15 protein-coding genes are annotated in these 18,623 nt (G+C 54.8%); 7 read left to right on the forward strand and 8 right to left on the reverse strand.

Annotated features, from left to right (window positions below; genetic code table 11):
- Positions 1-2,318: WD40 repeat domain-containing protein (locus tag LKE08_RS04460; RefSeq protein WP_324702989.1), on the forward strand; the 2,318-nt coding region annotated here is incomplete at its 5' end.
- 62 nt (positions 2,319-2,380) lie between these two features.
- Here LKE08_RS04460 and LKE08_RS04465 read toward each other — a convergent pair.
- Together LKE08_RS04465 and LKE08_RS04470 are read right to left on the reverse strand one after the other, a co-directional pair.
- On the reverse strand, positions 2,381-2,830 hold the full coding sequence (locus tag LKE08_RS04465; protein ID WP_324702990.1) for a hypothetical protein: 450 nt from the start codon (positions 2,828-2,830) through the stop codon (positions 2,381-2,383).
- 312 nt (positions 2,831-3,142) lie between these two features.
- Positions 3,143-6,052: a calcium-translocating P-type ATPase, PMCA-type gene (locus tag LKE08_RS04470; RefSeq protein ID WP_324702991.1), complete on the reverse strand. Its 2,910-nt coding sequence runs from the start codon at positions 6,050-6,052 to the stop codon at positions 3,143-3,145.
- Between the two features lie 452 nt (positions 6,053-6,504).
- Between LKE08_RS04470 and LKE08_RS04475 the strand changes: the two genes are divergently transcribed.
- Positions 6,505-6,918, forward strand: coding sequence for a DUF202 domain-containing protein (locus LKE08_RS04475; RefSeq protein ID WP_324702992.1), 414 nt, complete (start codon positions 6,505-6,507; stop codon positions 6,916-6,918).
- Positions 6,919-7,050: 132 nt separating this feature from the next.
- Here LKE08_RS04475 and LKE08_RS04480 read toward each other — a convergent pair whose 3' ends face one another.
- The 3 genes from LKE08_RS04480 to upp form a co-directional block, all read right to left on the reverse strand.
- Entirely contained in the window at positions 7,051-7,338 is a 288-nt protein-coding gene (locus LKE08_RS04480) for a YggT family protein (RefSeq protein ID WP_324702993.1), read from the reverse strand.
- 76 nt (positions 7,339-7,414) lie between these two features.
- Positions 7,415-7,738 (reverse strand): hypothetical protein, encoded by a 324-nt coding sequence (locus tag LKE08_RS04485; protein WP_324702994.1) that lies wholly within the window; start codon positions 7,736-7,738, stop codon positions 7,415-7,417.
- A gap of 138 nt (positions 7,739-7,876) precedes the next feature.
- On the reverse strand, positions 7,877-8,527 hold the full coding sequence (upp, locus tag LKE08_RS04490) for a uracil phosphoribosyltransferase (protein WP_324702995.1): 651 nt from the start codon (positions 8,525-8,527) through the stop codon (positions 7,877-7,879).
- Positions 8,528-8,970: 443 nt separating this feature from the next.
- Between upp and crtH the strand changes: the two genes are divergently transcribed.
- On the forward strand, positions 8,971-10,515 hold the full coding sequence (gene crtH, locus LKE08_RS04495; protein ID WP_324702996.1) for a carotenoid isomerase: 1,545 nt from the start codon (positions 8,971-8,973) through the stop codon (positions 10,513-10,515).
- A 184-nt stretch (positions 10,516-10,699) separates the two neighbouring features.
- Here the strand turns inward: crtH and LKE08_RS04500 are convergent, their stop codons facing one another.
- Positions 10,700-12,814, reverse strand: coding sequence for a TIGR00300 family protein (locus LKE08_RS04500; protein ID WP_324702997.1), 2,115 nt, complete (start codon positions 12,812-12,814; stop codon positions 10,700-10,702).
- Positions 12,815-13,064: 250 nt separating this feature from the next.
- Here LKE08_RS04500 and LKE08_RS04505 point away from each other — a divergent pair, with 250 nt between their 5' ends.
- Positions 13,065-13,343 carry an AAA family ATPase gene (locus tag LKE08_RS04505; protein WP_324702998.1) on the forward strand — a complete coding sequence of 93 codons (279 nt, stop codon included), beginning with the start codon at positions 13,065-13,067 and terminating at the stop codon, positions 13,341-13,343.
- Positions 13,344-13,396: 53 nt separating this feature from the next.
- The gene (locus LKE08_RS04510) at positions 13,397-13,687 is read left to right on the forward strand and encodes a DNA cytosine methyltransferase (protein WP_324702999.1); all 291 of its coding nucleotides are present in this window, start codon (positions 13,397-13,399) and stop codon (positions 13,685-13,687) included.
- A gap of 2 nt (positions 13,688-13,689) precedes the next feature.
- Here LKE08_RS04510 and LKE08_RS04515 read toward each other — a convergent pair whose 3' ends face one another.
- Complete coding sequence (locus LKE08_RS04515) at positions 13,690-13,812, reverse strand: hypothetical protein (protein ID WP_324703000.1); 123 nt, start codon at positions 13,810-13,812, stop codon at positions 13,690-13,692.
- Positions 13,813-14,069: 257 nt separating this feature from the next.
- Between LKE08_RS04515 and LKE08_RS04520 the strand changes: the two genes are divergently transcribed.
- Both LKE08_RS04520 and LKE08_RS04525 read left to right on the forward strand, forming a co-directional pair.
- A complete protein-coding gene (locus LKE08_RS04520) occupies positions 14,070-14,324 on the forward strand; it encodes a hypothetical protein (RefSeq protein WP_324703001.1) in 255 nt (84 codons plus the stop codon).
- Positions 14,324-14,770, forward strand: a complete 447-nt coding sequence (locus LKE08_RS04525; RefSeq protein WP_324703002.1) for a PIN domain-containing protein — start codon at positions 14,324-14,326, stop codon at positions 14,768-14,770. The genes LKE08_RS04520 and LKE08_RS04525 overlap by 1 nt, the downstream gene beginning before the upstream one ends.
- A 15-nt stretch (positions 14,771-14,785) precedes the next feature.
- On the opposite strand, the gene mfd is transcribed toward LKE08_RS04525, so the two are convergent.
- Complete coding sequence (gene mfd / locus LKE08_RS04530) at positions 14,786-18,301, reverse strand: transcription-repair coupling factor (RefSeq protein WP_324703003.1); 3,516 nt, start codon at positions 18,299-18,301, stop codon at positions 14,786-14,788.
- Between the last annotated feature and the right edge of the window lie 322 nt (positions 18,302-18,623).

Genomic DNA, 18,623 nt, shown 5'->3' on the forward strand with positions numbered 1-18,623 from the left:
CGGACGAATCGCGGCTGTTGCGGGGGCGGGCTTTAAAAGATGCACAAATTTGGGCGATCGGAAAAAGTTTGAGCGATTTGGACTATCAGTTTTTGGCGACTTCGGTGGAACTGGACAGAAAAGAGCTACAAAAAGTGGTGGAAGTCGAACGCGCCCGAGAAATTGAAGCCCGACTGCGACAAGAACGAAAAGTCGCCAAATTGCAGCGGTTACTTTTGGCCGTCCTCGCCGTCGGCTTTGTCGCGGCTTTGGGGATGAGCCTATTTGCCCGCCGGCAATACCGACGGGCGAGAATCAGCGAAATTATCGCCCTCGCTTCTTCTTCTCAAGGTTTATTGGCCTCCGACAATCAGTTAAAGGCGATGTTAGATGCCATCAAAGCCCGACGCCGGGTCAACGATTTGGGCGGAGTCGATCGCAACATCGAAGAACAGGTGGAAATTGCACTGACACGGGCGATTTATGGAAGCAACGAGTTCAATCAATTGATCGGCCATCAAGGTAGCGTTTTGGGTGTCGATATCAGCCCGGATGGAAAGTCGATCGCCACCGCCAGCCAAGATCGAACCGTCAAAATTTGGCGGTCTGACGGCCAATTGCTCGAAACTCTACCCCATTCGGCGACGGTTTTTCGGGTCACTTTCAGTCCGGATGGAAAGTCTTTAGTTTCCGGGAGTTTGGATGGCACGGTCAAACTGTGGAGTACCGATGGCAAACTGTTGCAAAATATCCCCGCCCACGACGCCGCCGTTTGGGGAGTGGCATTCAGTCCCGACGGCCAAACGATCGCGTCGGCCAGCAGCGATCGCACCGCCAAGTTATGGCGAAAAGATGGTCGGTTATTAACCACTTTAAAAGGACACGAACGGGCCGTTTGGAATGTCGCCTTCGATGCCACCGGTCAAATCGTCGCCTCCGCCGGGGTCGATAACGCCGTCAAACTCTGGAGCCTCGACGGCCAACTGTTGAAAACCCTGGCCGGACATGAAGCGCCGGTTTGGGATGTCGCGTTTTGCCAGAAAACCAATTTACTGGTGTCGGCCAGTTCGGATCGGACGGCGAAACTGTGGCGATTAGATGGAACTTTGCTCAGAACTTTTCGGGGACAAGAAGCCATGAGCGGCGTCGATTGCAGCGAAAATGGCCAATATATTGCCACCGGCGGTCAAGATAATGTCATCCACATTTGGCAATCCGACGGAACGTTACTCCAGATTTTAAAAAAACATCTGGTTCCGGATGTCGTCTTGAGTGCCGACGGATTGATGGTGGCTTCGGCCAGCGAAGATGGCACCGTCAAACTTTGGCGAAGCAACAAAGCGTTTTCGAGGCCACTTTACGGCCACGAGGATACGGTTTGGGATATCGCCGTGAGTCCCGACGGTCAGTTGATCGCCAGCGCCGGCGATCCGCACCTCCGACTGTGGGGGAGCGACGGGACGTTTTTGCAGGCGATCGACAGTGCACGGCGGCGGGTTCGCTCCGTCGCTTTTGCCCCCCACGAACCCACCGCGATCGTCGGTACGAATAAACCCACGGTCGAAATTTGGGATTTGGGCGATCTGGCGAAAGTCCGACCCCGACCCCTCAAAATATTGACCGAACATCAGGCTGCAGTTTTTGCGATCGCCGTCAGCCCCGACGGCCAAATTTTTGCTTCTGGCGGAGATGACAAAACGATTAAATTGTGGAGTATGGATGGCGAATTGCTGCACAGTTTTTCGGCCCACGACGGGCGGATTTGGAAATTGGCCTTCAGCCCCGACGGTCAAATTCTCGCTTCCGCCAGCGAAGATGGGACGGTGAAATTGTGGCAACCCGACGGTAAGCCCGTTGCCGAGCTCGACCGTGGAGGGGGGGCGATCTGGGGCTTGGCTTTTCATCCCCGAGGAAATTTGATGGTTTCTGCGAGTCGGGACGATACTTTGACCTTCTGGAAATTAGATGGTGGCGATGCCACTTTCATCAAGACCGTCACAGCTCGGAGTAAGGGATTGACGCGAGTCGCCTTCAGCCCGGACGGTCAAATTATCGCGACGGCCGGCCTGGATAATACGGTGAAATTGTGGGATCTAGACGGCGAGTTCCTGAACGTATTGCCCGGACATGAAGCCATCGTGACCAGTGTCACATTTACCGCCGACGGTCGCTCTTTAGTTGCCGGCGCCCACAATCAGAAGATGATTTTATGGGATTTAGAAAAAATTGAAACGCTAAACAAGCTCGAATATGCCTGCGACTGGGTGCGGGATTACCTGCGGACGAATGTTGAAGTTGAAGGGAGCGATCGCAACCTGTGTAAAAATGTCGGAAATTGAGAAAATGTGAGTTTTCAGCCCCGAGGCTCAGAAAAGATATCAAAAAAACTCAATCGAAACGGTCAAGATCTCGACCCCAATTCCGAGTCGGAACAATCCGAACAGACGAGTTCGCACAGTCGCGATAACGTCGTCACCCGTTCCCGATGAATGGGAGTAAACCACTCCACATCAATCACCATCACCTCCAACGTCCCGGCGATGGGGTCCAGACAGATCCCCGCCGCCCGGGTTTCGTCGATTTGAGTCGTCCAGCACTCCACCCCGTCGAGGCGATCGATCTGACCCCGGCGGGCCAAATCGATCAGGCGTCGGGCCTTCGGGTCGGTCTGGTGCCTGTCCGCCATCGACAGGGCGCGATCGACCCGACTTTCCAGGGGCTCCGGTTCCCATCCCTTCGCTTCGGCGAGTCGATAAATCAACCCCAGTTCAATCTCCCCAAATTTAGCGGACAACGGAAGTTCTTCCAAGGTTCCATCCGGCCCGATATAGGTTTTTGTGGATGTAGTCATCACGATCATATTTCCCTCCTGGATGAGGTGCGGTCACATCTTTCAGTGTATAAATCATCTCAGGAGTGAATGAAAAATTCAGTGATTTTTCGGATGAACTTGGGTGAGATTGGGGGCGATTTTGAGTGAGAATATGCAGATCCATCGGAGACAAAATACACCGAATCGAGGTGATCTCGATCGCCGATCCGAGTCCCGGGAAAGAACCCGCCGGCCTATATAGCGCGGTGCGCGGTCAAATCCCATCCCGTTGTTGCGCTTAAGCCACCTCAGAAGCGCCCCAGCGCAACAACAAATTGTCGTTGTTGGGCTTTAGCCCCTCGGCCACCGCCGTACCCCCCGCCAGATCTCGCCGATCCACAACACCGGGGAGGTGGCGCCGATAATCACCAGCCAATCCGTCAAAGACAGGGGAACGGTGCGGAAAATGGAGCCGCCGAACTCGACAATCAGAATTTGGCCGACCAAAATCGCCCCGGCGATCGCCACAAAGCTAGGATTTTTGAACAACTGAGACAGGGCCGAATCCGTCCCCCCAAAACACTTGGCGTTGAACAAATTCCAGAATTGCAACATCACGAAACTGGTAAAAAACAAAGACAATTCGTAGGGCGTAACCAAACCATCCCGTTGAATATAGAACAGAAAACCGACCAAAATAACCAAAAACAGAGGCGCGACGGTAAAGATACCCGTCGCCATTTCCTTGGAAATAATGAACGCTTTCGGATCGCGGGGCGGCACTTCCATCACCTGTTCGTTGGGAGGTTCCGTCGCCAAAGCCAGCGCCGCAAACGTATCCATGATCAAATTCACCCACAACAACTGCGTCACCGTGAAGGGCAAATTGATGCCGATGAACGGACCCAACAAAGCGATCGCGCAGGCCGCCACATTAATTGTCAGTTGAAACAAGATAAACTTTTGGATGTTCTGATAGAGCGATCGCCCCCACAACACCGCCTGTTTAACGCTGCGGAAGGAGTCATCCAACAAAATAATATCGCTGGCTTCCTTCGCCACAAAAGTCCCGCTCCCCATCGCCAGCCCCACCTGGGCCTGGTTGAGGGCCGCCGCGTCGTTGGTCCCGTCCCCCGTCACGGCCACCACCTCCCCCTGGGCCTGCAACAGTTGCACGATCCGCTGCTTGTCCTGGGGGCGAGCCCGGCCGATGACCCGGGCTTTTTTCAGGGCGACGGTGGCCTCGGCGTCGGAGAGTTTCCGCAGTTGGGCGCCGGTGATGTAAGCCTCCCGGGTATCATTTTCGTCGATAATGCCGATCTGACTGGCAATCTGCGCCGCCGTCAGCAAACTGTCCCCGGTGATCATCTTGATGTCGATCCCGGCCCGCTGGCACTGCCGCACCGCCTCGGGGACTTCCGGACGCACCGGATCGGCAATGGACACAAAACCCAGCCAGACGAGATCTTCGTGTTCTTCCAATTTCAGGGTGTGGCTCTCGGGGGTCGGTTCGGGGACGTAGGCAAACCCCAAGGTTCGCATTCCCTCGGCGTCGCAGTTTTTCAACTCCTGGGCGATAAATCGCAGGGTGGAGGGGTCGAGGGGGGTAATTTGTCCCTCTTTCAAATAGGAATAGCAGTGGGAGAGCAAAATTTCCGGGGCGCCCTTGACGTGCAGGATGTCGCGATCGCAACCTGGCGACCTCCCCAGGGTGGTCATGTATTTGCGATCGGGGGTAAAGGCCAGTTGGTGGCTGACGACGAAACGCTCCCGCTTCTCGATATAGTCGATCTGCTGGTCTTCCAACCACAGCAACAGGGCCGCCTCCGTGGGATTCCCGATCGCCTTCGGAAGTTCCCCCGGGTGCCGCTCCAAATGGGCCGTGCTGTTGGCCGCCATCGCTTCGACGATCAAATCCCCGGGGCGATCGGAGGCCAGACAGGGGCAGTTCACCTCCCGCACCCGCATCTGATTCAACGTCAGCGTCCCGGTTTTGTCGGAACAGATCACCGTTGCGGCGCCGATGGTTTCGCAGGCGTGCATCCGCCGCACCAGGTTATTTTGTTTCGCCATCTTCCTCATGCTGTAGGCCAAGCTGAGGGTGACGCTGAGGGCGAGTCCTTCCGGGACGGCCACCACGATCACGGCCACGGCGATCATGAAGTAGGTGAGGAACTCCCCTGCCACCTGCGCCGGAATCCAGTCCCCCGGATTGGCGGGAATCCAGCCGAGCCCGTATCCCAGTCCGACACCCGACCCGAAGGCTAACAGGCCTAGGAGGGCGGATTTGAGCCATGCGATCGCGCCGTTATTGTCCAGCCATTCCGGGGGTTCCGCGTCCCTCCCTGCCAGTTCCAAGCCGTCGTAGACGATGGGAAGCCAAACCCGGGTCAGGGTGATTAACAAACTGACCGCCAGGAAGCCGACGATGTACCACTGTCCGGCACTCAGGGGGAGTTGTCCGGTTATCGCCCCCCGCAGCACCAAGGCGATGTCGATCAAAACCGCGATCGCCAGTCCCAACACCCCGATCAGCCGGCTGAGGCGATCGAGTTGTTGATTCAGGGGGGTTTCCACCTCCGTCATCTCGGACACCGATCGCGCCGTCTGCCCGATTTCCGTGCGATCGCCCACCGCCGTCACTTCCAGGGTTCCGTGTCCGTCCGTCACCACCGTCCCCCGCAAGACGCGATCGGGGGGGTAGGCCGCATCTTCCGTTTCCTCCCCCTTCCCGACGGCGACTTTTTCCACCGCCTCCGCCTCCCCCGTCAGGTTCGCCTCGTTCACCCGCAGGGACACCGCCTCCAAAACCCGACAGTCCGCCGGAATTTCGTCCCCGAGTTCGATCAGGACGATATCCCCCACCACCAGATCTTTTTTGGGCACGGTGGTGAAACTCTCCTCCCGCATCACCTTGATGGGTACTTCGTCGTTCATGCGGTTGAGGATGTCGAATTCCTGGTTCGCTTTATATTCGTTCAAAAACGCCACGGTCGTGGCCAGGGCGATCGCCGCCACGATCCCGAAACCTTCGATATAATCCCCCTCGACGGTTCCCAGACCGATGGCGACCACCGCCGCCACGATCAAAATCCGGATCACCGGATCGTCAAATTTTTCTAAAAATTGCCGCCAAGCCGGATCGCGTTCTGGGGGGGTGAGGATGTTGTCGCCGTGGGTCTGGCGACTCACTTCCACCTCGGCGGCTGTCAATCCCGTCAAAGGATTCATTTTCTTTTGGGGGTCGTGGGTGATGGTCATTCGCAAATCTCCTGTGTTGGCCTCGGATCGCACCAATCGCCGGTGGCACGTTTCGTTCCCAGAGTTGATGCTTCTCAGGATCGATCAATACTTCGGATCGTATCTAACTCATATTTTCTCTCAGTCGGCCGGATGGCGCTCTCGGATTCCCAATTTTTCGGATATCGGACGAGATGCCCCAGCCGAAATCCTCCCCGGCCCGCCTTTTCGGACGGCTTTCAGTTGCGGAAGAACTGGATAAGTGAGAATACTCAGTTTGTTTCGGAGATAGATTCAAAAATTGAGGCAATTTTCAGCTATCATTTTAAGATAGCATAAATCGACCCAAAACCGAATTCATCCGGGTTATAAATCACCGTTATTATCCGATCTTAAATGTAAAATTTACGCCGATATTTGATTTTTTATTCCTACATGATATCCACAGTATCCCCCCACCAAACATCTATCCGATGACCGAATTTGAGCCGCCGCCGAGACCCACAAACCTCAACAACGAACTGGCAAAAGAACGCAACCGCGCCGCCGCCGAACGCACGTTGATGGCCTGGATTCGCACCTGTCTGGCCCTGATCGGATTCGGCTTCGGAATCGATCGCGTCGTCACCGTCCTCGATGCCGGAACGGGCGACAATCACATCGAACCCCTGCTGCTGTCCCGCTTTCTCGGTCTGGCTTTCATCGCTTTAGGAACCATCGCATTACTCGCCGCCTCCCTCGACCACCGCCGGGAACTCAAACGAATTCGCCGCGATGACTACCTCTACACCCCGAGAACCTCCCAAGCCCTCTCCGTCGCCGTCATTCTCGCCTTTTTAGGAGTTGTCGCATTCTTCGGAATTGTACTCGGTGCACTATTAGATTAAAACCCGTTGTTGGGATGGGAGCCCCCCAAAGCGCTGAAGCGCAACAACGTATAAAATAAAAAAAGGGGCTTCAAGCCCCGGATTTTCTTCGCTTTCGCCAAAGGTGCGATCGCGCCACTTTTCCCAATTGTTTTAAGCCAGACTGTAAATTAAGGCGGGAATAATTCCGGCGATAAACTGAAGCAGGAAAATCGCGATAATTGGAGAAAAGTCGATACCGCCCAAGGGAGGAATGAAAGAGCGGAAAACATTCAGATAGGGGTCTGTCAATTGGGGGATAACCGACAGCGGCCCCTCGTACATATTGACGTTGGGAAACCAGCTCAGGAGGATTCTAATGAAAATTAGAACCATATAAATTTGAAAGAATGTTGCAAGTGTGTTTGCCAGTAAGGCTAGTGGCCCCATTGTTGAACTCATAGGTATTACGGATTCTGGTTGCTAGTTTATAAAATTCTCCCAACAGTGTATCACATTTTGCCGAGATGTCCCGGCATCAGGACTCTTCCTGTGGTGAGGACTCCTGGGGTTCCGCCGCGATCGTGCCGTTCATCCCCCCCAGTTGCAGACGTACATCGTCGATCGCCTGATTGAGTTGGGCGATTTTATCTTCCAGGTTCAACCGGGCCGTCTCCACATTCTCCGGCGTCAGCTTATCCTCTTTATTGCGGTTCCGCTTACCCTCCAAGAGCGGTTCGCCGGAACCCTCCCCCGACCCGGACTGTCGGGAAGACAGGACGACCCCCAACACACCACCCACCAGACCCCCCAGGGTCGCCCCCAGGATCAATCCACTCGTAAATCCTTCTCGATTGCTCATTGCCTATCACCTATTACCCATTACCTATTACCTATTACCGATTCCCCATCCCCTCCCCCCGACTCCCGACTCCCAACTCCCGACTCCCACCTTATTCCCTCCCCCCGACTCCCGACTCCCAACTCCCGACTCCCGCCTTCAAGTGCCGAACGTGCGATCGCCCGCATCCCCCAACCCCGGCACGATAAACCCCCTGTCGTTGAGGCCCTCGTCGATGATCGCCGTGTAAATCCGCAGGCTGGGATACGTCTCGCTGAGGATCTGCAACGCTTGGGGTGCGGCCACCACGGAGACGATCCGCATCAGGCCGACATCGATCCCCCGCTGGGTCAATTCTTTCATCGTCGCCGCGATCGTCCCCCCGGTCGCCAGCATCGGTTCGCTGATAATCAGTCGCGTTTGGGGGTCGAACGTCTCCGGCAGTTTGTTGAGATAACAACTGACTTCCAGGGTTTCCTCGTCCCGCACCATCCCCAGGTGGTACACCGACGCCAGGGGCACCACGCTCTGAATCCCCTCCATCAGGGCCAACCCCGCCCGCAGGATCGGCACCACCACCATCGGCACTTCCGGGTTAATATAGGTTGCCGGACATTCGGTCAGGGGCGTCTGCACCGTGGCATCCACCGTGGAAAACCATTCCCGCGTCGCCTCGTAAGTCAGCCACCGCCCCAGTTCGGTCATGGCGCTCCGGAACAGGGCCGGCGGCGTGGAGACATCGCGGGCGATCGCCAGCCAGTGCTTGATCAGGGGATGGGGGGGAACGTAAACGCGCAGTTGCAAGGTCATCGAAATCGTCGCAAAATCAGTAAAAATCGGGAGTCGGGAATCGGGAGTCGGGAGCAGGGGAGGCAGGGGGGCAGAGGAGGCAGAGGAGGCAGGGGAGGCAATTTCTTCCTCCGCTCCCTCCGCTCCCTCCGCTTCCCCCACACCCTACACCCTACACCCCACACCCTAAATATCATACCCCCCCACCTCCCCCGGCAGAGTTTTAAGAAATGTTGCGAAGTAATTGACAATTATTTTTAACAACACTATAGTGATTATCAGTGTTCTCCTCTCAAAGGATCGGCAGACGGGGGCGGTTGTTCGTAACGAAACCGTTCCCGCATTTCTTATGGGGGGGGCGATCGCACCTCGGTCGCGATCGAACTGTCGCCTCTGAACTTCATGGGAACCTGGGGAAGCGTTAAACTGTAAAGTCAGGAAATTCACCGAAGAGAGTCGATCCGATGCCTGTTTCTACCCCATCCGAGTCCTTCGCCGACGAGCCCCTGCCGACCCGAGATTTTGATGCGATCGTCATCGGTTCCGGTATCGGGGGATTGGTCACGGCCACGCAACTCGCGGCCAAAGGCGCCGCCGTGCTGGTGCTCGAAAGCTACATCATCCCCGGCGGTAGTTCGGGCTACTTCGATCGCGAGGGATACCGATTCGACGTCGGGGCCTCGATGATTTTCGGGTTCGGTGACAAAGGCACCACCAACCTGCTCACCCGCGCCCTGGATGCCGTGAACGTCGAGTTGGAGACGATTCCCGACCCGGTGCAGATTCACTACCACCTGCCCGGGGGGCTGGAGGTGAGGGTCCACCGAGATTATGAGAAATTTTTGCAAGAACTGGGCGAAAAATTTCCCCACGAGCGGGGCGGAATTCGTAAGTTTTATGACGAATGTTGGCAAGTCTTCAACTGTCTCAACGCGATGGAACTCCTCTCATTGGAGGAACCGCGCTATTTGATGCGGGTTTTCTTCCAGAACCCCGGCGCCTGTTTGGGGTTAGTGCAGTATCTCCCCCAAAACGTCGGGGAAGTCGCCAAACGCCACATCAGCGACCCGGATCTTCTCAAATTCATCGATATCGAGTGCTACTGTTGGTCCGTCGTCCCCGCCGACCTGACCCCGATGATCAACGCCGGGATGGTGTTTTCCGACCGCCACTATGGCGGCATCAACTACCCGAAGGGTGGCGTGGGGCAGATCGCCCAAAAACTGGCGGACGGCTTGGAAAAAGCCGGGGGCACGATCCGATACAAGGCACGAGTCAAACGGATTGTCATCGAAAATGGTCGGGCCGTGGGGGTGGAACTGACCGACGGCAGCGTTTACAAGGCCCGCCGCGTCGTCTCCAACGCCACCCACTGGGACACCTTCGGGAAACTCCTCCCGGCCGAGATGATGCCAACCTCGGAGAAGAAATGGCGGAAACGCTATCAGAAATCCCCCAGTTTTTTGAGCCTGCATTTGGGGGTGGAGGCGTCCGTACTGCCGCCGGGAACGGAATGCCACCACATCGTTTTAGAAGATTGGGAGAAAATGGAGGAACCGGAGGGGACAATTTTCGTGTCAATTCCCACCCTCCTCGACCCGGATTTAGCGCCGGAAGGATACCACATCATCCACACCTTTACCCCCAGTTGGATCGACGACTGGAAAAATCTTTCGGCATCGGAATATGAGGAAAAGAAAGAAGAGGCGGCTGGTCGAATTATCGATCGCCTGGAAACGATTTTCCCCGGTTTAGATGCGGGTTTGGACTATATGGAAGTGGGCACGGCGCGATCGCACCGCCGCTTTCTCAACCGGGAAGATGGCACCTACGGACCGATTCCCCGGCGGCAGTTGCGGGGACTGTTGGGAATGCCCTTCAACCGGACGGCGATTCCGGGTTTGTACTGCGTCGGAGACAGCACGTTTCCGGGACAGGGACTCAATGCGGTGGCGTTTTCGGGGTTCGCCTGCGCTCATCGGATCGCGGTGGATTTGGGGTTGAAATGAGGGATTGGGGTTCTCGGTTTTGCTGAAGAACCTCCTTTTAAAAAGAACCACAGAGACACAGAGGACACAGAGAGGAATTGACAAGCCGTTTCCGATTACATTTGTCAATTGTAGGGTGCGTTCCCGACTCTCACCTCCCGATTTGAGCGATGATGGGTGATTGGGAACGCACCCTGCACTGAGTTTATGCGGTCGTGGTCGCTTCGTAGCGGCTGGTCAACTTGTCGAGTTGTTTCACCAACAAGCTGAGGAACAGCCCCACGTCCGTCACCACGCCGGTGGACTCCACCGAACCGCGATCGCTCAGTTTCGTCACCACGGCGGGGTTGATGTCCACGCAGACCATTTTCACCCCCGATGGCGTCATGTTGCCCACGCCGATGGAATGCAGCATGGTGGACAGCATCAGGATCATATCTGCACCCGCAATCAACTCGCTGTAGTGCTGTTGGGCTTTGATCAGGTCCATTTCGGTGTCCGGCAGGGGGCCGTCATCCCGGATCGATCCCGCCAGGGAGAAGGGGACATCATTGCGGACGCACTCGTACATGATGCCGCTGGTGATGATTCCCTGTTCTACCGCATTGGCGATACTGCCGCAGCGACGGATGGCGTTGATCACCTTCAAATGGTGGCGGTGTCCGCCCTTGACGGCGACGCCCTGTTTCATGTCCACGCCGAGGGAGGTGCCCATTACCGACTGTTCGATATCGTGGACGGCGATCGCATTTCCCCCCAACAGGGCTTGGATGTAGCCCTCGCGGATCAGGTGTCCGAGGTGTTGGGAACCGCCGGTATGGATCACCACCGGGCCGGCCGTTACCACAACTTTACCACCCCGATCGCGGATGCGGCGCATTTCCCAGGCCACCTGTTCCACGATCAACTCAACCCGGCGTTCGCTGGAAACCCCCGCCGACATGAAGCTGAATTCCTGGCTGTTGCGCTGTTCGCGGGACTCGGTTTTGCGGACGGTACGGATGCCGAAGACATCCACGACCACTTTTTCGCCCACTTCCAGATCTCGCAGCAACTTGCAGCGGGCGATCGGGCCGTCGGGTCCCTCGGTAACGGCGATCGCGGCGTCCATGCGCTGGTTCTGGACCCTCACCCACTCGCCACCGATCCGCACTTGGGTGGGATAGATGGTGGTGACATAGAAATCGTCGGGGCTGACGCCGTGCTGGTGGACGAGTTCGAGTTTGGCATCTTGGACATCCTCTTCCAGGGATACCGCCCCGATGTCAATTAATTGACTCATAATCTCTTCCATCACCTCGTGGGAGGGGGCCGAGATTCTAATTTGGGCCGAGGAGGTGCTTTGGCGTTGTTCTCCCAAATTGAAATTCTGTACCTGGAAGCTGCCGCCGCCTTCGACGACCAAATCTAAGGCCCGATTGATCAGGCCCGCATCTAATAAGTGGCCTTGCAGGCAAACCGTCCGGCTTTCGAGTTGAGTCGCGGCGTGGCGATCTTCGAGGATGGGTTCTGTTACCCGCAGGGTGAGGCATTTTGCCGCCCCCCCCGCTTTCAGGAATTCCGTCAGCGGCGTCTCAATGACGTTGAAGCCGACTTCGGACAACCGCGCTTTCAGGTTGTCGCTGGCTTTGTTCATGATCACCGTCTGGTTGATGTTGACGGCGTTGCAAGCGAAATTGACCGCATCCGGTTCGTCGATCGCGATCCGCTTGTGTTCGGGGATTCGCATTTCGATCAGGCGGTTGGAGTAGGAGTCGAAGGCGGGGGGGTAGTACAGCAAATACCCGCCGGTGAGGGGACAGAAGCAGGTGTCGAGGTGGTAGAAGCGATCGTCCATCAGCCGCAGGGAGAGCACTTCGATATCCAGCCATTCCGCCAGTAGGGGGTGGGAGTCGAGTTCCGAACGGAAGCCGTATCCCGCCCACAGATAGCGCCCTTCGCGATCTAATAGGGCATCCCCGGCGCCTTCAAAGGGCAGGTCCTTGGGGAGTTCGTGAACCGTGAACCCCTGGCTTTCAAACCAGGCTTTGAAGTGGGGTTCTTCTCCCTGGCGTTCCTTGTGGTAGAAGCGACTCAGGACCACGGTTTTATCCAACACCAGTCCGGCGTTGGCGGTGAAAACCATGTCGGGCCAGCCTTTCTGGGGATCGACGCGATCGACGATCGCATGATCTTTGATAACGTGGTAGAGTTTCTGCCACTGTTCGACGGCGCGATCGGAGGAGGATTTGTGAATGTTCCCCTCCATCCACGGGTTGATCACATAGTCCACGTCGTAGTGGTCGGGGGAGCACATGAGAAAGCGAATCGGATCAGTCATAATTGAAGTTAAAAATTGATGTAGACGCTACAGATGCCGGAGACGGAGATTCGGATCGCCGAATGGCAAAACCCACCCCTACAGCCGAGAAGTGGGATATTTCAGTCTAACCAAGCCAACATATTATCTTACCACGGCGGGACACTTTGCCGGATGCGACGGAAAATGAAACGCCCGGTTCTGAGGGTTGAGGACATATCAGGATTTGGCGGCTTTTGAGAGCGATCGCATCTGATTGGAGTGACACCTTATGCTAGAAACAGTCAAAATCGAAGGTTTTCGCTGCTTTCGCACATTTGAATTAAAGAAATTGGGCCGATTGAATTTGCTGGTCGGTACGAATAACAGTGGCAAAACATCGATATTGGAAGCCATTCAAATCCTTTGTTCTCGGACGAATCTAGAACCCCTCGCCCAAGCCATGAGCGATCGGGGAGAGTATTTTATCAGCGAAGAACAGGGAAGGGGACGAGAATTTGATATTCGACATTTATTCAACGGACACGAAATCAATTGTAAAAAAGATTGAATTTTGATTGATATTTTGATAAAATATAGAGTCGTCATAAATAACAATAAAAGATGAGTTATTCCGTGTTAGATCTATTTTCGGGTGCGGGTGGATTTAGTTTGGGTTTTCAGTGGGCCGGTGCCGAGATAGTTGGTGCGATCGAAAGCGATCGCTGGGCTGGCGAGACATTTCAGTTTAATCATCCGAATGCCGCGATCGCGCAAGGTGACATTGCCACAATTACGAAAGCACCTCTGCCAGTACAATCAAATTGGCAATGCCGTCCCGCCGTTGATGGCAAAAGCGATCGCGGAAAATATCCTGAATCAGTTGTGAGTCAATATGTTCGTCCACGGGAATAATATCAGTCAAAAAGAAAACCATCGAACCAAATATAGAAAAGTTTGAGTTGTCGCACCGGTTCGGGAATCATTAATTCGCCGGTTTCTTCCAAGTTAACGGTGTATTCTTTGGGCAAATTAGACATGGGTATATAATCCGAATAAGATACTGTTAAATTTCCATTATTGGCGACGGTCGCAATTCAATATAAAAATTGTAGCAATATTGAAGCCAATTTTGATTTTCTTGATGAATTATTTTGCGTTCGCTTCGCCTTGCAGTTATTCCAAAAATATGATAGAATGATAAATGTCTTCTCGACGATCTAGGGGATTCAGCCCAAAAGTCATAAATTTTAAAGAGAATCACTTTAAATAATTTAACTTTAATTCAGTTAAAACTATGAAAATAATCCAAACAAAAGCGACCCTAAAAAACGGAGAATTGTTTCTCAATAAAGCCATTGATGACCTCCCGCAAGATGAGCGGGAGGTTGAAGTTGTGATTCTTTTTAAAGAACCGCACGAAGAAGCTGATTTTGACCGAGTGAGGGCGGAAATGCAAGCCGGGTTTAAAGAAGCGGGCATCGAAACTCGCGAACAAGTTTTGGAACTCATCCGAGATGTCAAGCAAGAAATGTTTCGAGAACGGCGGTAATGCAGCGAATCTTTTTAGATACAAATGTTTATATTCTGGCTCAATTAAATCCCCGTTCCAATGAAGAAGCAATTCTCAGAAAATTGGGATTTTATGATGCTCAACGACGGTCTTCCATTCAAGTTATTATATCCCAAGAACTGATCGAGCAAATTTTACGAGTCTGCAAGAGAATTCAGAATAAAGACTGGGGGGCGAAAATCGTCGATCAAATTTGGCAGAACCTCAACTGCTTGTTTGTCCCCGAAACTGAGGACTTAAAAGCAGAAGCAGAGCAAATTTTGACCGATCAGTTAATCCCAACCGAAGATATTTTTATTTACCTGACGGCAAAGTACGGACAAGCCGACTGTTTTGTTTCGGCCAATCGAAAATTAATTCAAACCATTGCCGACTTTCCCTGTTTCACGCCCGAGGATTTTGTACAGCACTTTCTGACGATTTAAGCAAACTCATTTCTGCTAAACCTGAACCTCCTCCAGGGCACCCTGCATTGTATCCAGCCATTCAATTAAAGATTCGAGCTGTCTTGCCGCCGTCGAAATACCCAAGCCGCGCACTCTCACTTTACCCCGGCCGTACACGAAGCGCGATCGCAAATGTTCCGGTAAATTTTGTTCCAATAACTTCCATGCCGGTTCCTCCATCGGCGTCTCCAAAGCGATATCGCGATCGCCCTCCGGTTTGATACGAGAAAAGCCCAACTTTTTGGCGATCTGTTTCAACTCCATCACCCGAATTAACTGCTTGGCGGGGGTAGGAATTGGGCCGTAGCGATCGCCCCAATCTTCCTCGATCCGACTCAATTCTTCGCGATCGTGACAGGACGCCACCGATCGATAGGCGCTCATTTTCTGATCCAAATCGGGGATATAATCAGAAGGGATAAACGCCGTCAACCGCAGGTCGATTTGGGTGTCGTCCACCTGGGGAATCTCCTGTCCGCGAACCTCCCGGATCGCCTCTTCCAGCATTTCGGTATACAGATCGAAACCGATCGCCTCCATCTGACCCGACTGCTGCGCCCCCAGGATATCACCCGCCCCGCGAATTTCCAAATCCCGCATCGCCAACTGATAACCCGAACCCAACTGGGTGAACTCCTGCAGAGCCCGCAGCCGCTTTCTGGCATCCTCCGTCAAAGCCGCCCTCCCGTCCGCCCCGATGGGGTAAAATAGCCATGCGTGGGCCTGTACCCCCGCCCGTCCGACGCGGCCCCGCAGTTGGTACAATTGTGCTAAACCGAACTTTTGGGCATCTTCAATTAAAATCGTATTCACCCTCGGAATATCCAGTCCCGATTCGATAATTGTGGTACAAACTAATATATCCGCTTCCCCGGCGCCGAATGTCAGCATAATTGACTCCAATTCTCCGGCGTCCATCTGTCCGTGGGCGATCGCCAATCTCGCACTCGGAACCATCTCCCGAATTAGGGCCGATTTCTCCTCGATTCCCTCGATGCGGGGCACCACATAAAACACCTGCCCCCCCCGATCTAACTCCTGACGAATAGCCGTGCGGATGGTTTCGGGATTGTAGGGAGATAAATGGGTTTGGATGGGACGGCGGGAGGGTGGCGGAGTCGTAATTAAGCTCATTTCCCTAATTCCCGAAAGTGCCATATATAGCGTTCTGGGAATGGGTGTCGCAGTCAATGTTAACACATCTAAATGAGTTTTTAACGCCTTAATTTTCTCTTTTTGATTTACTCCAAAACGCTGTTCTTCATCAACGACCAATAATCCCAAATTTTTGAATTGGACAGTTTTTCCGAGGAGAGAATGGGTCCCGACGATGATATCAATTTCCCCGGTTGCCAGTCGTTGTTGAATGTCTTTCCGTTCCGACGCAGAACGGAAGCGGTTGAGGAGTCCGATTTCGATGGGGTAGGGGGCGAAGCGCTCTTTTAAGGTGTGGTAATGTTGCTGGGTGAGGATGGTCGTCGGGGCGAGAAATGCCACCTGTTTTCCAGCGGTGACGGCTTTAAAAATTGCCCGGATTGCGACTTCGGTTTTCCCGAATCCCACATCACCACAAACGAGACGATCCATCGGCCGATCGCTCTCCATGTCCCGTTTCACATCCTGGGTGCACTTCAACTGGTCCGGCGTGGGTTTGTAGGGAAAAGAATCTTCCATTTCCTGCTGCCAGGGCATATCGGGGGGGTAGCTGAATCCGGTCTGCTGCGATCGCTGGGCGTACAGTTTCAGCAAATCCACCGCCAATTTCTTAATAGATTTCCGGACTCTTTCCCTTGTTTTATCCCAGGTTTTTCCAGTTAATTTATTGAGGCGGGGAACCTTGCCGCCGGTACTGCGAAATCGCGATAACGTACCCACCTGGTCGGCGGCGACTCGCAGGGTGCCGTCGGCGTATTGTAAAACGAGATAATCCCGGGTTTCTTGGTTGATGGTGAGGCTTTCGAGTTTCACAAATTTGCCGATGCCGTGCTGCCGGTGGACGACGTAATCTCCCGGTTGCAGCTTGTTGGGATCGACCTGTTTGGATGCCGCGCGGCGACGTTTGCGGATGTAGCTGGGGGTGGCGAGGGCGTGTTGGCCGAAAAATTCGTGATCGGTGACGATCGCCAACCGGAATGTCGGCAGGACGAAGCCTTCGAGTTCGGCGAGCCCGGTGTATTTGAGGGCGACGGGGGTGTTGCGGCTCAGGGATTCGATCGCCGGGTAATCTCGCGGGTTGGGGACGAATTTGGAGGGGCAGTCGTGTTCTGATAATAGGGCGACGGAGCGGCTGGGTTGGGCGGATATCAGAAAAATGGTGAACTGGCGTTTGCGTTCTTCGCGGATCAGGTCGGCCAGTTTCCCGAACTGGTGGGGGGTGACGGGGAGGGGGCGGCTGGCAAGGTTCAGCGACGCAGAATCGGCCGGGACGGTGGGGGATTTGTAGTCGGCGAGTTCGCTGAGGTAAAGGCGATCGAAGCGGCGTTCCAGGGCCGCCAAGGACTCGGAGAATGGACGGTGGAGTTGGGGTAGGTGTAGGTCGAGTCCGTCCCCCAGGGGCCACCGGCTTTGTCCACTTTGCCACTGTTCGTGGATGTGCTCGAACCAGCGATCGCCGTGTCCCGCACATTGATCGGGTTCGTCGATAGCGACTAAAGTCAATTCCGGCAAATAATCCAAAAGGGAGGCGGGATTTTCAAAAGCTAACCCTAATAGGTGGGAAATGCCGGCCTGGGTGAGTTGGTCGGAAATGCGATCGCTTTTGAGGGTTTCTAAGGTTTCTTCGGATAGGGTTAAATTCGCCTCGATGATGGGGTCGAAATTGGTGGGGGTGAGGGTGAGGCTCTCGATGCGATCGAGCGATCGCTGGGTGACGGGATCGAATTCCCGCAGGCGTTCGAGTTCGTCCCCGAACCACTCCAGGCGGACGGGCAATTCCGACGCCACGGGGAAGACATCCACGATGTCCCCCCGGCGACTCCACTGGCCCTCAGTTTCCACCAGGGCCACCCGTTCGTATCCCAACCGGGCGAATTTCTCGTCGATGGTTTTGGAGTTCCAGGACAACCCCGGCGTCAGGGTGAGGCAGTAGGGGCGGAAATGCTCCACGGGGGGGAGATGGGGCTGCAGCGATCGCTCCGTGGCCACCACCGCGACGGGGGCGGCATCTCCCCCGCGGCGTTCCACCAGGTCAGCCAAAACCTGCATTTTTCCCCAGGTCATCTCCTCGGAGTAGGCGGGTTCGTAGGGGGACGCCTCGGAGGTGGGGTAAAAGTGGACGGCCTGCCATCCCATCGTCTCCAACTGGGCTCCCCAGCGGCCGGCCTCTTCCAGGGTTGCCGTCACCACCAACAGGCTCAACCGGGCTTCCTGAGCCAACGCCGAGGCGACCAGTCCTTTGGGGAGGCGGGGGACGCCGTTCAGGTACAGGGATTGCTGTTTGTTCAGTTTGGTCAGCAACTCGGCCGTCAGAGGCGATCGCCCCAACGCCCGAACGACAGCGGAAAAGGTCATAGGTGGCTCGGGATCTGACAAGGACTGATATACCATTCTAGCGGTTCGGGGGACGGCGTTTGTCAAGGTGGTGCGATCGGTGTAGCACAGGCATCCTGCCTGTGAGAGGTAGCAATGGGTTTCTGAGAGATATCGGTGAGAAGTAGAAACCGGGTTTCTAGGAAACAATTCGGTGAGGACAGAAACACTCTGATAGAAACCCGGTTTCTTGGCAATCTGAGGTGGGAACGGACAGCAGTACAGTAGTCCAGTAGGGTGGGTTAGGCGCGGCCGTAATTTTTCGGAAAAACCCACAACTTTTCATCCGCGCCGTAACCCACCA

Source organism: Lyngbya sp. CCY1209 (genome assembly GCF_035615495.1).
In the GTDB taxonomy this organism is placed as follows: domain Bacteria; phylum Cyanobacteriota; class Cyanobacteriia; order Cyanobacteriales; family Microcoleaceae; genus Limnospira.

What these genes read in the sequence shown, in the direction of transcription:
- LKE08_RS04475 (WP_324702992.1), top strand. Translation starts at nt 6,505, where the DNA reads ATGACCGAATTTGAGCCGCCGCCGAGACCCACAAACCTCAACAACGAA.
- LKE08_RS04525 (WP_324703002.1), top strand. Translation starts at nt 14,324, where the DNA reads ATGCAGCGAATCTTTTTAGATACAAATGTTTATATTCTGGCTCAATTA.
- LKE08_RS04510 (WP_324702999.1), top strand. Translation starts at nt 13,397, where the DNA reads ATGAGTTATTCCGTGTTAGATCTATTTTCGGGTGCGGGTGGATTTAGT.
- LKE08_RS04485 (WP_324702994.1), bottom strand. Translation starts at nt 7,738, where the DNA reads ATGAGCAATCGAGAAGGATTTACGAGTGGATTGATCCTGGGGGCGACC.
- mfd (WP_324703003.1), bottom strand. Translation starts at nt 18,301, where the DNA reads ATGACCTTTTCCGCTGTCGTTCGGGCGTTGGGGCGATCGCCTCTGACG.
- LKE08_RS04470 (WP_324702991.1), bottom strand. Translation starts at nt 6,052, where the DNA reads ATGACCATCACCCACGACCCCCAAAAGAAAATGAATCCTTTGACGGGA.
- LKE08_RS04520 (WP_324703001.1), top strand. Translation starts at nt 14,070, where the DNA reads ATGAAAATAATCCAAACAAAAGCGACCCTAAAAAACGGAGAATTGTTT.
- LKE08_RS04515 (WP_324703000.1), bottom strand. Translation starts at nt 13,812, where the DNA reads ATGTCTAATTTGCCCAAAGAATACACCGTTAACTTGGAAGAAACCGGC.
- LKE08_RS04500 (WP_324702997.1), bottom strand. Translation starts at nt 12,814, where the DNA reads ATGACTGATCCGATTCGCTTTCTCATGTGCTCCCCCGACCACTACGAC.
- LKE08_RS04465 (WP_324702990.1), bottom strand. Translation starts at nt 2,830, where the DNA reads ATGACTACATCCACAAAAACCTATATCGGGCCGGATGGAACCTTGGAA.
- crtH (WP_324702996.1), top strand. Translation starts at nt 8,971, where the DNA reads ATGCCTGTTTCTACCCCATCCGAGTCCTTCGCCGACGAGCCCCTGCCG.
- LKE08_RS04505 (WP_324702998.1), top strand. Translation starts at nt 13,065, where the DNA reads ATGCTAGAAACAGTCAAAATCGAAGGTTTTCGCTGCTTTCGCACATTT.
- LKE08_RS04480 (WP_324702993.1), bottom strand. Translation starts at nt 7,338, where the DNA reads ATGAGTTCAACAATGGGGCCACTAGCCTTACTGGCAAACACACTTGCA.
- upp (WP_324702995.1), bottom strand. Translation starts at nt 8,527, where the DNA reads ATGACCTTGCAACTGCGCGTTTACGTTCCCCCCCATCCCCTGATCAAG.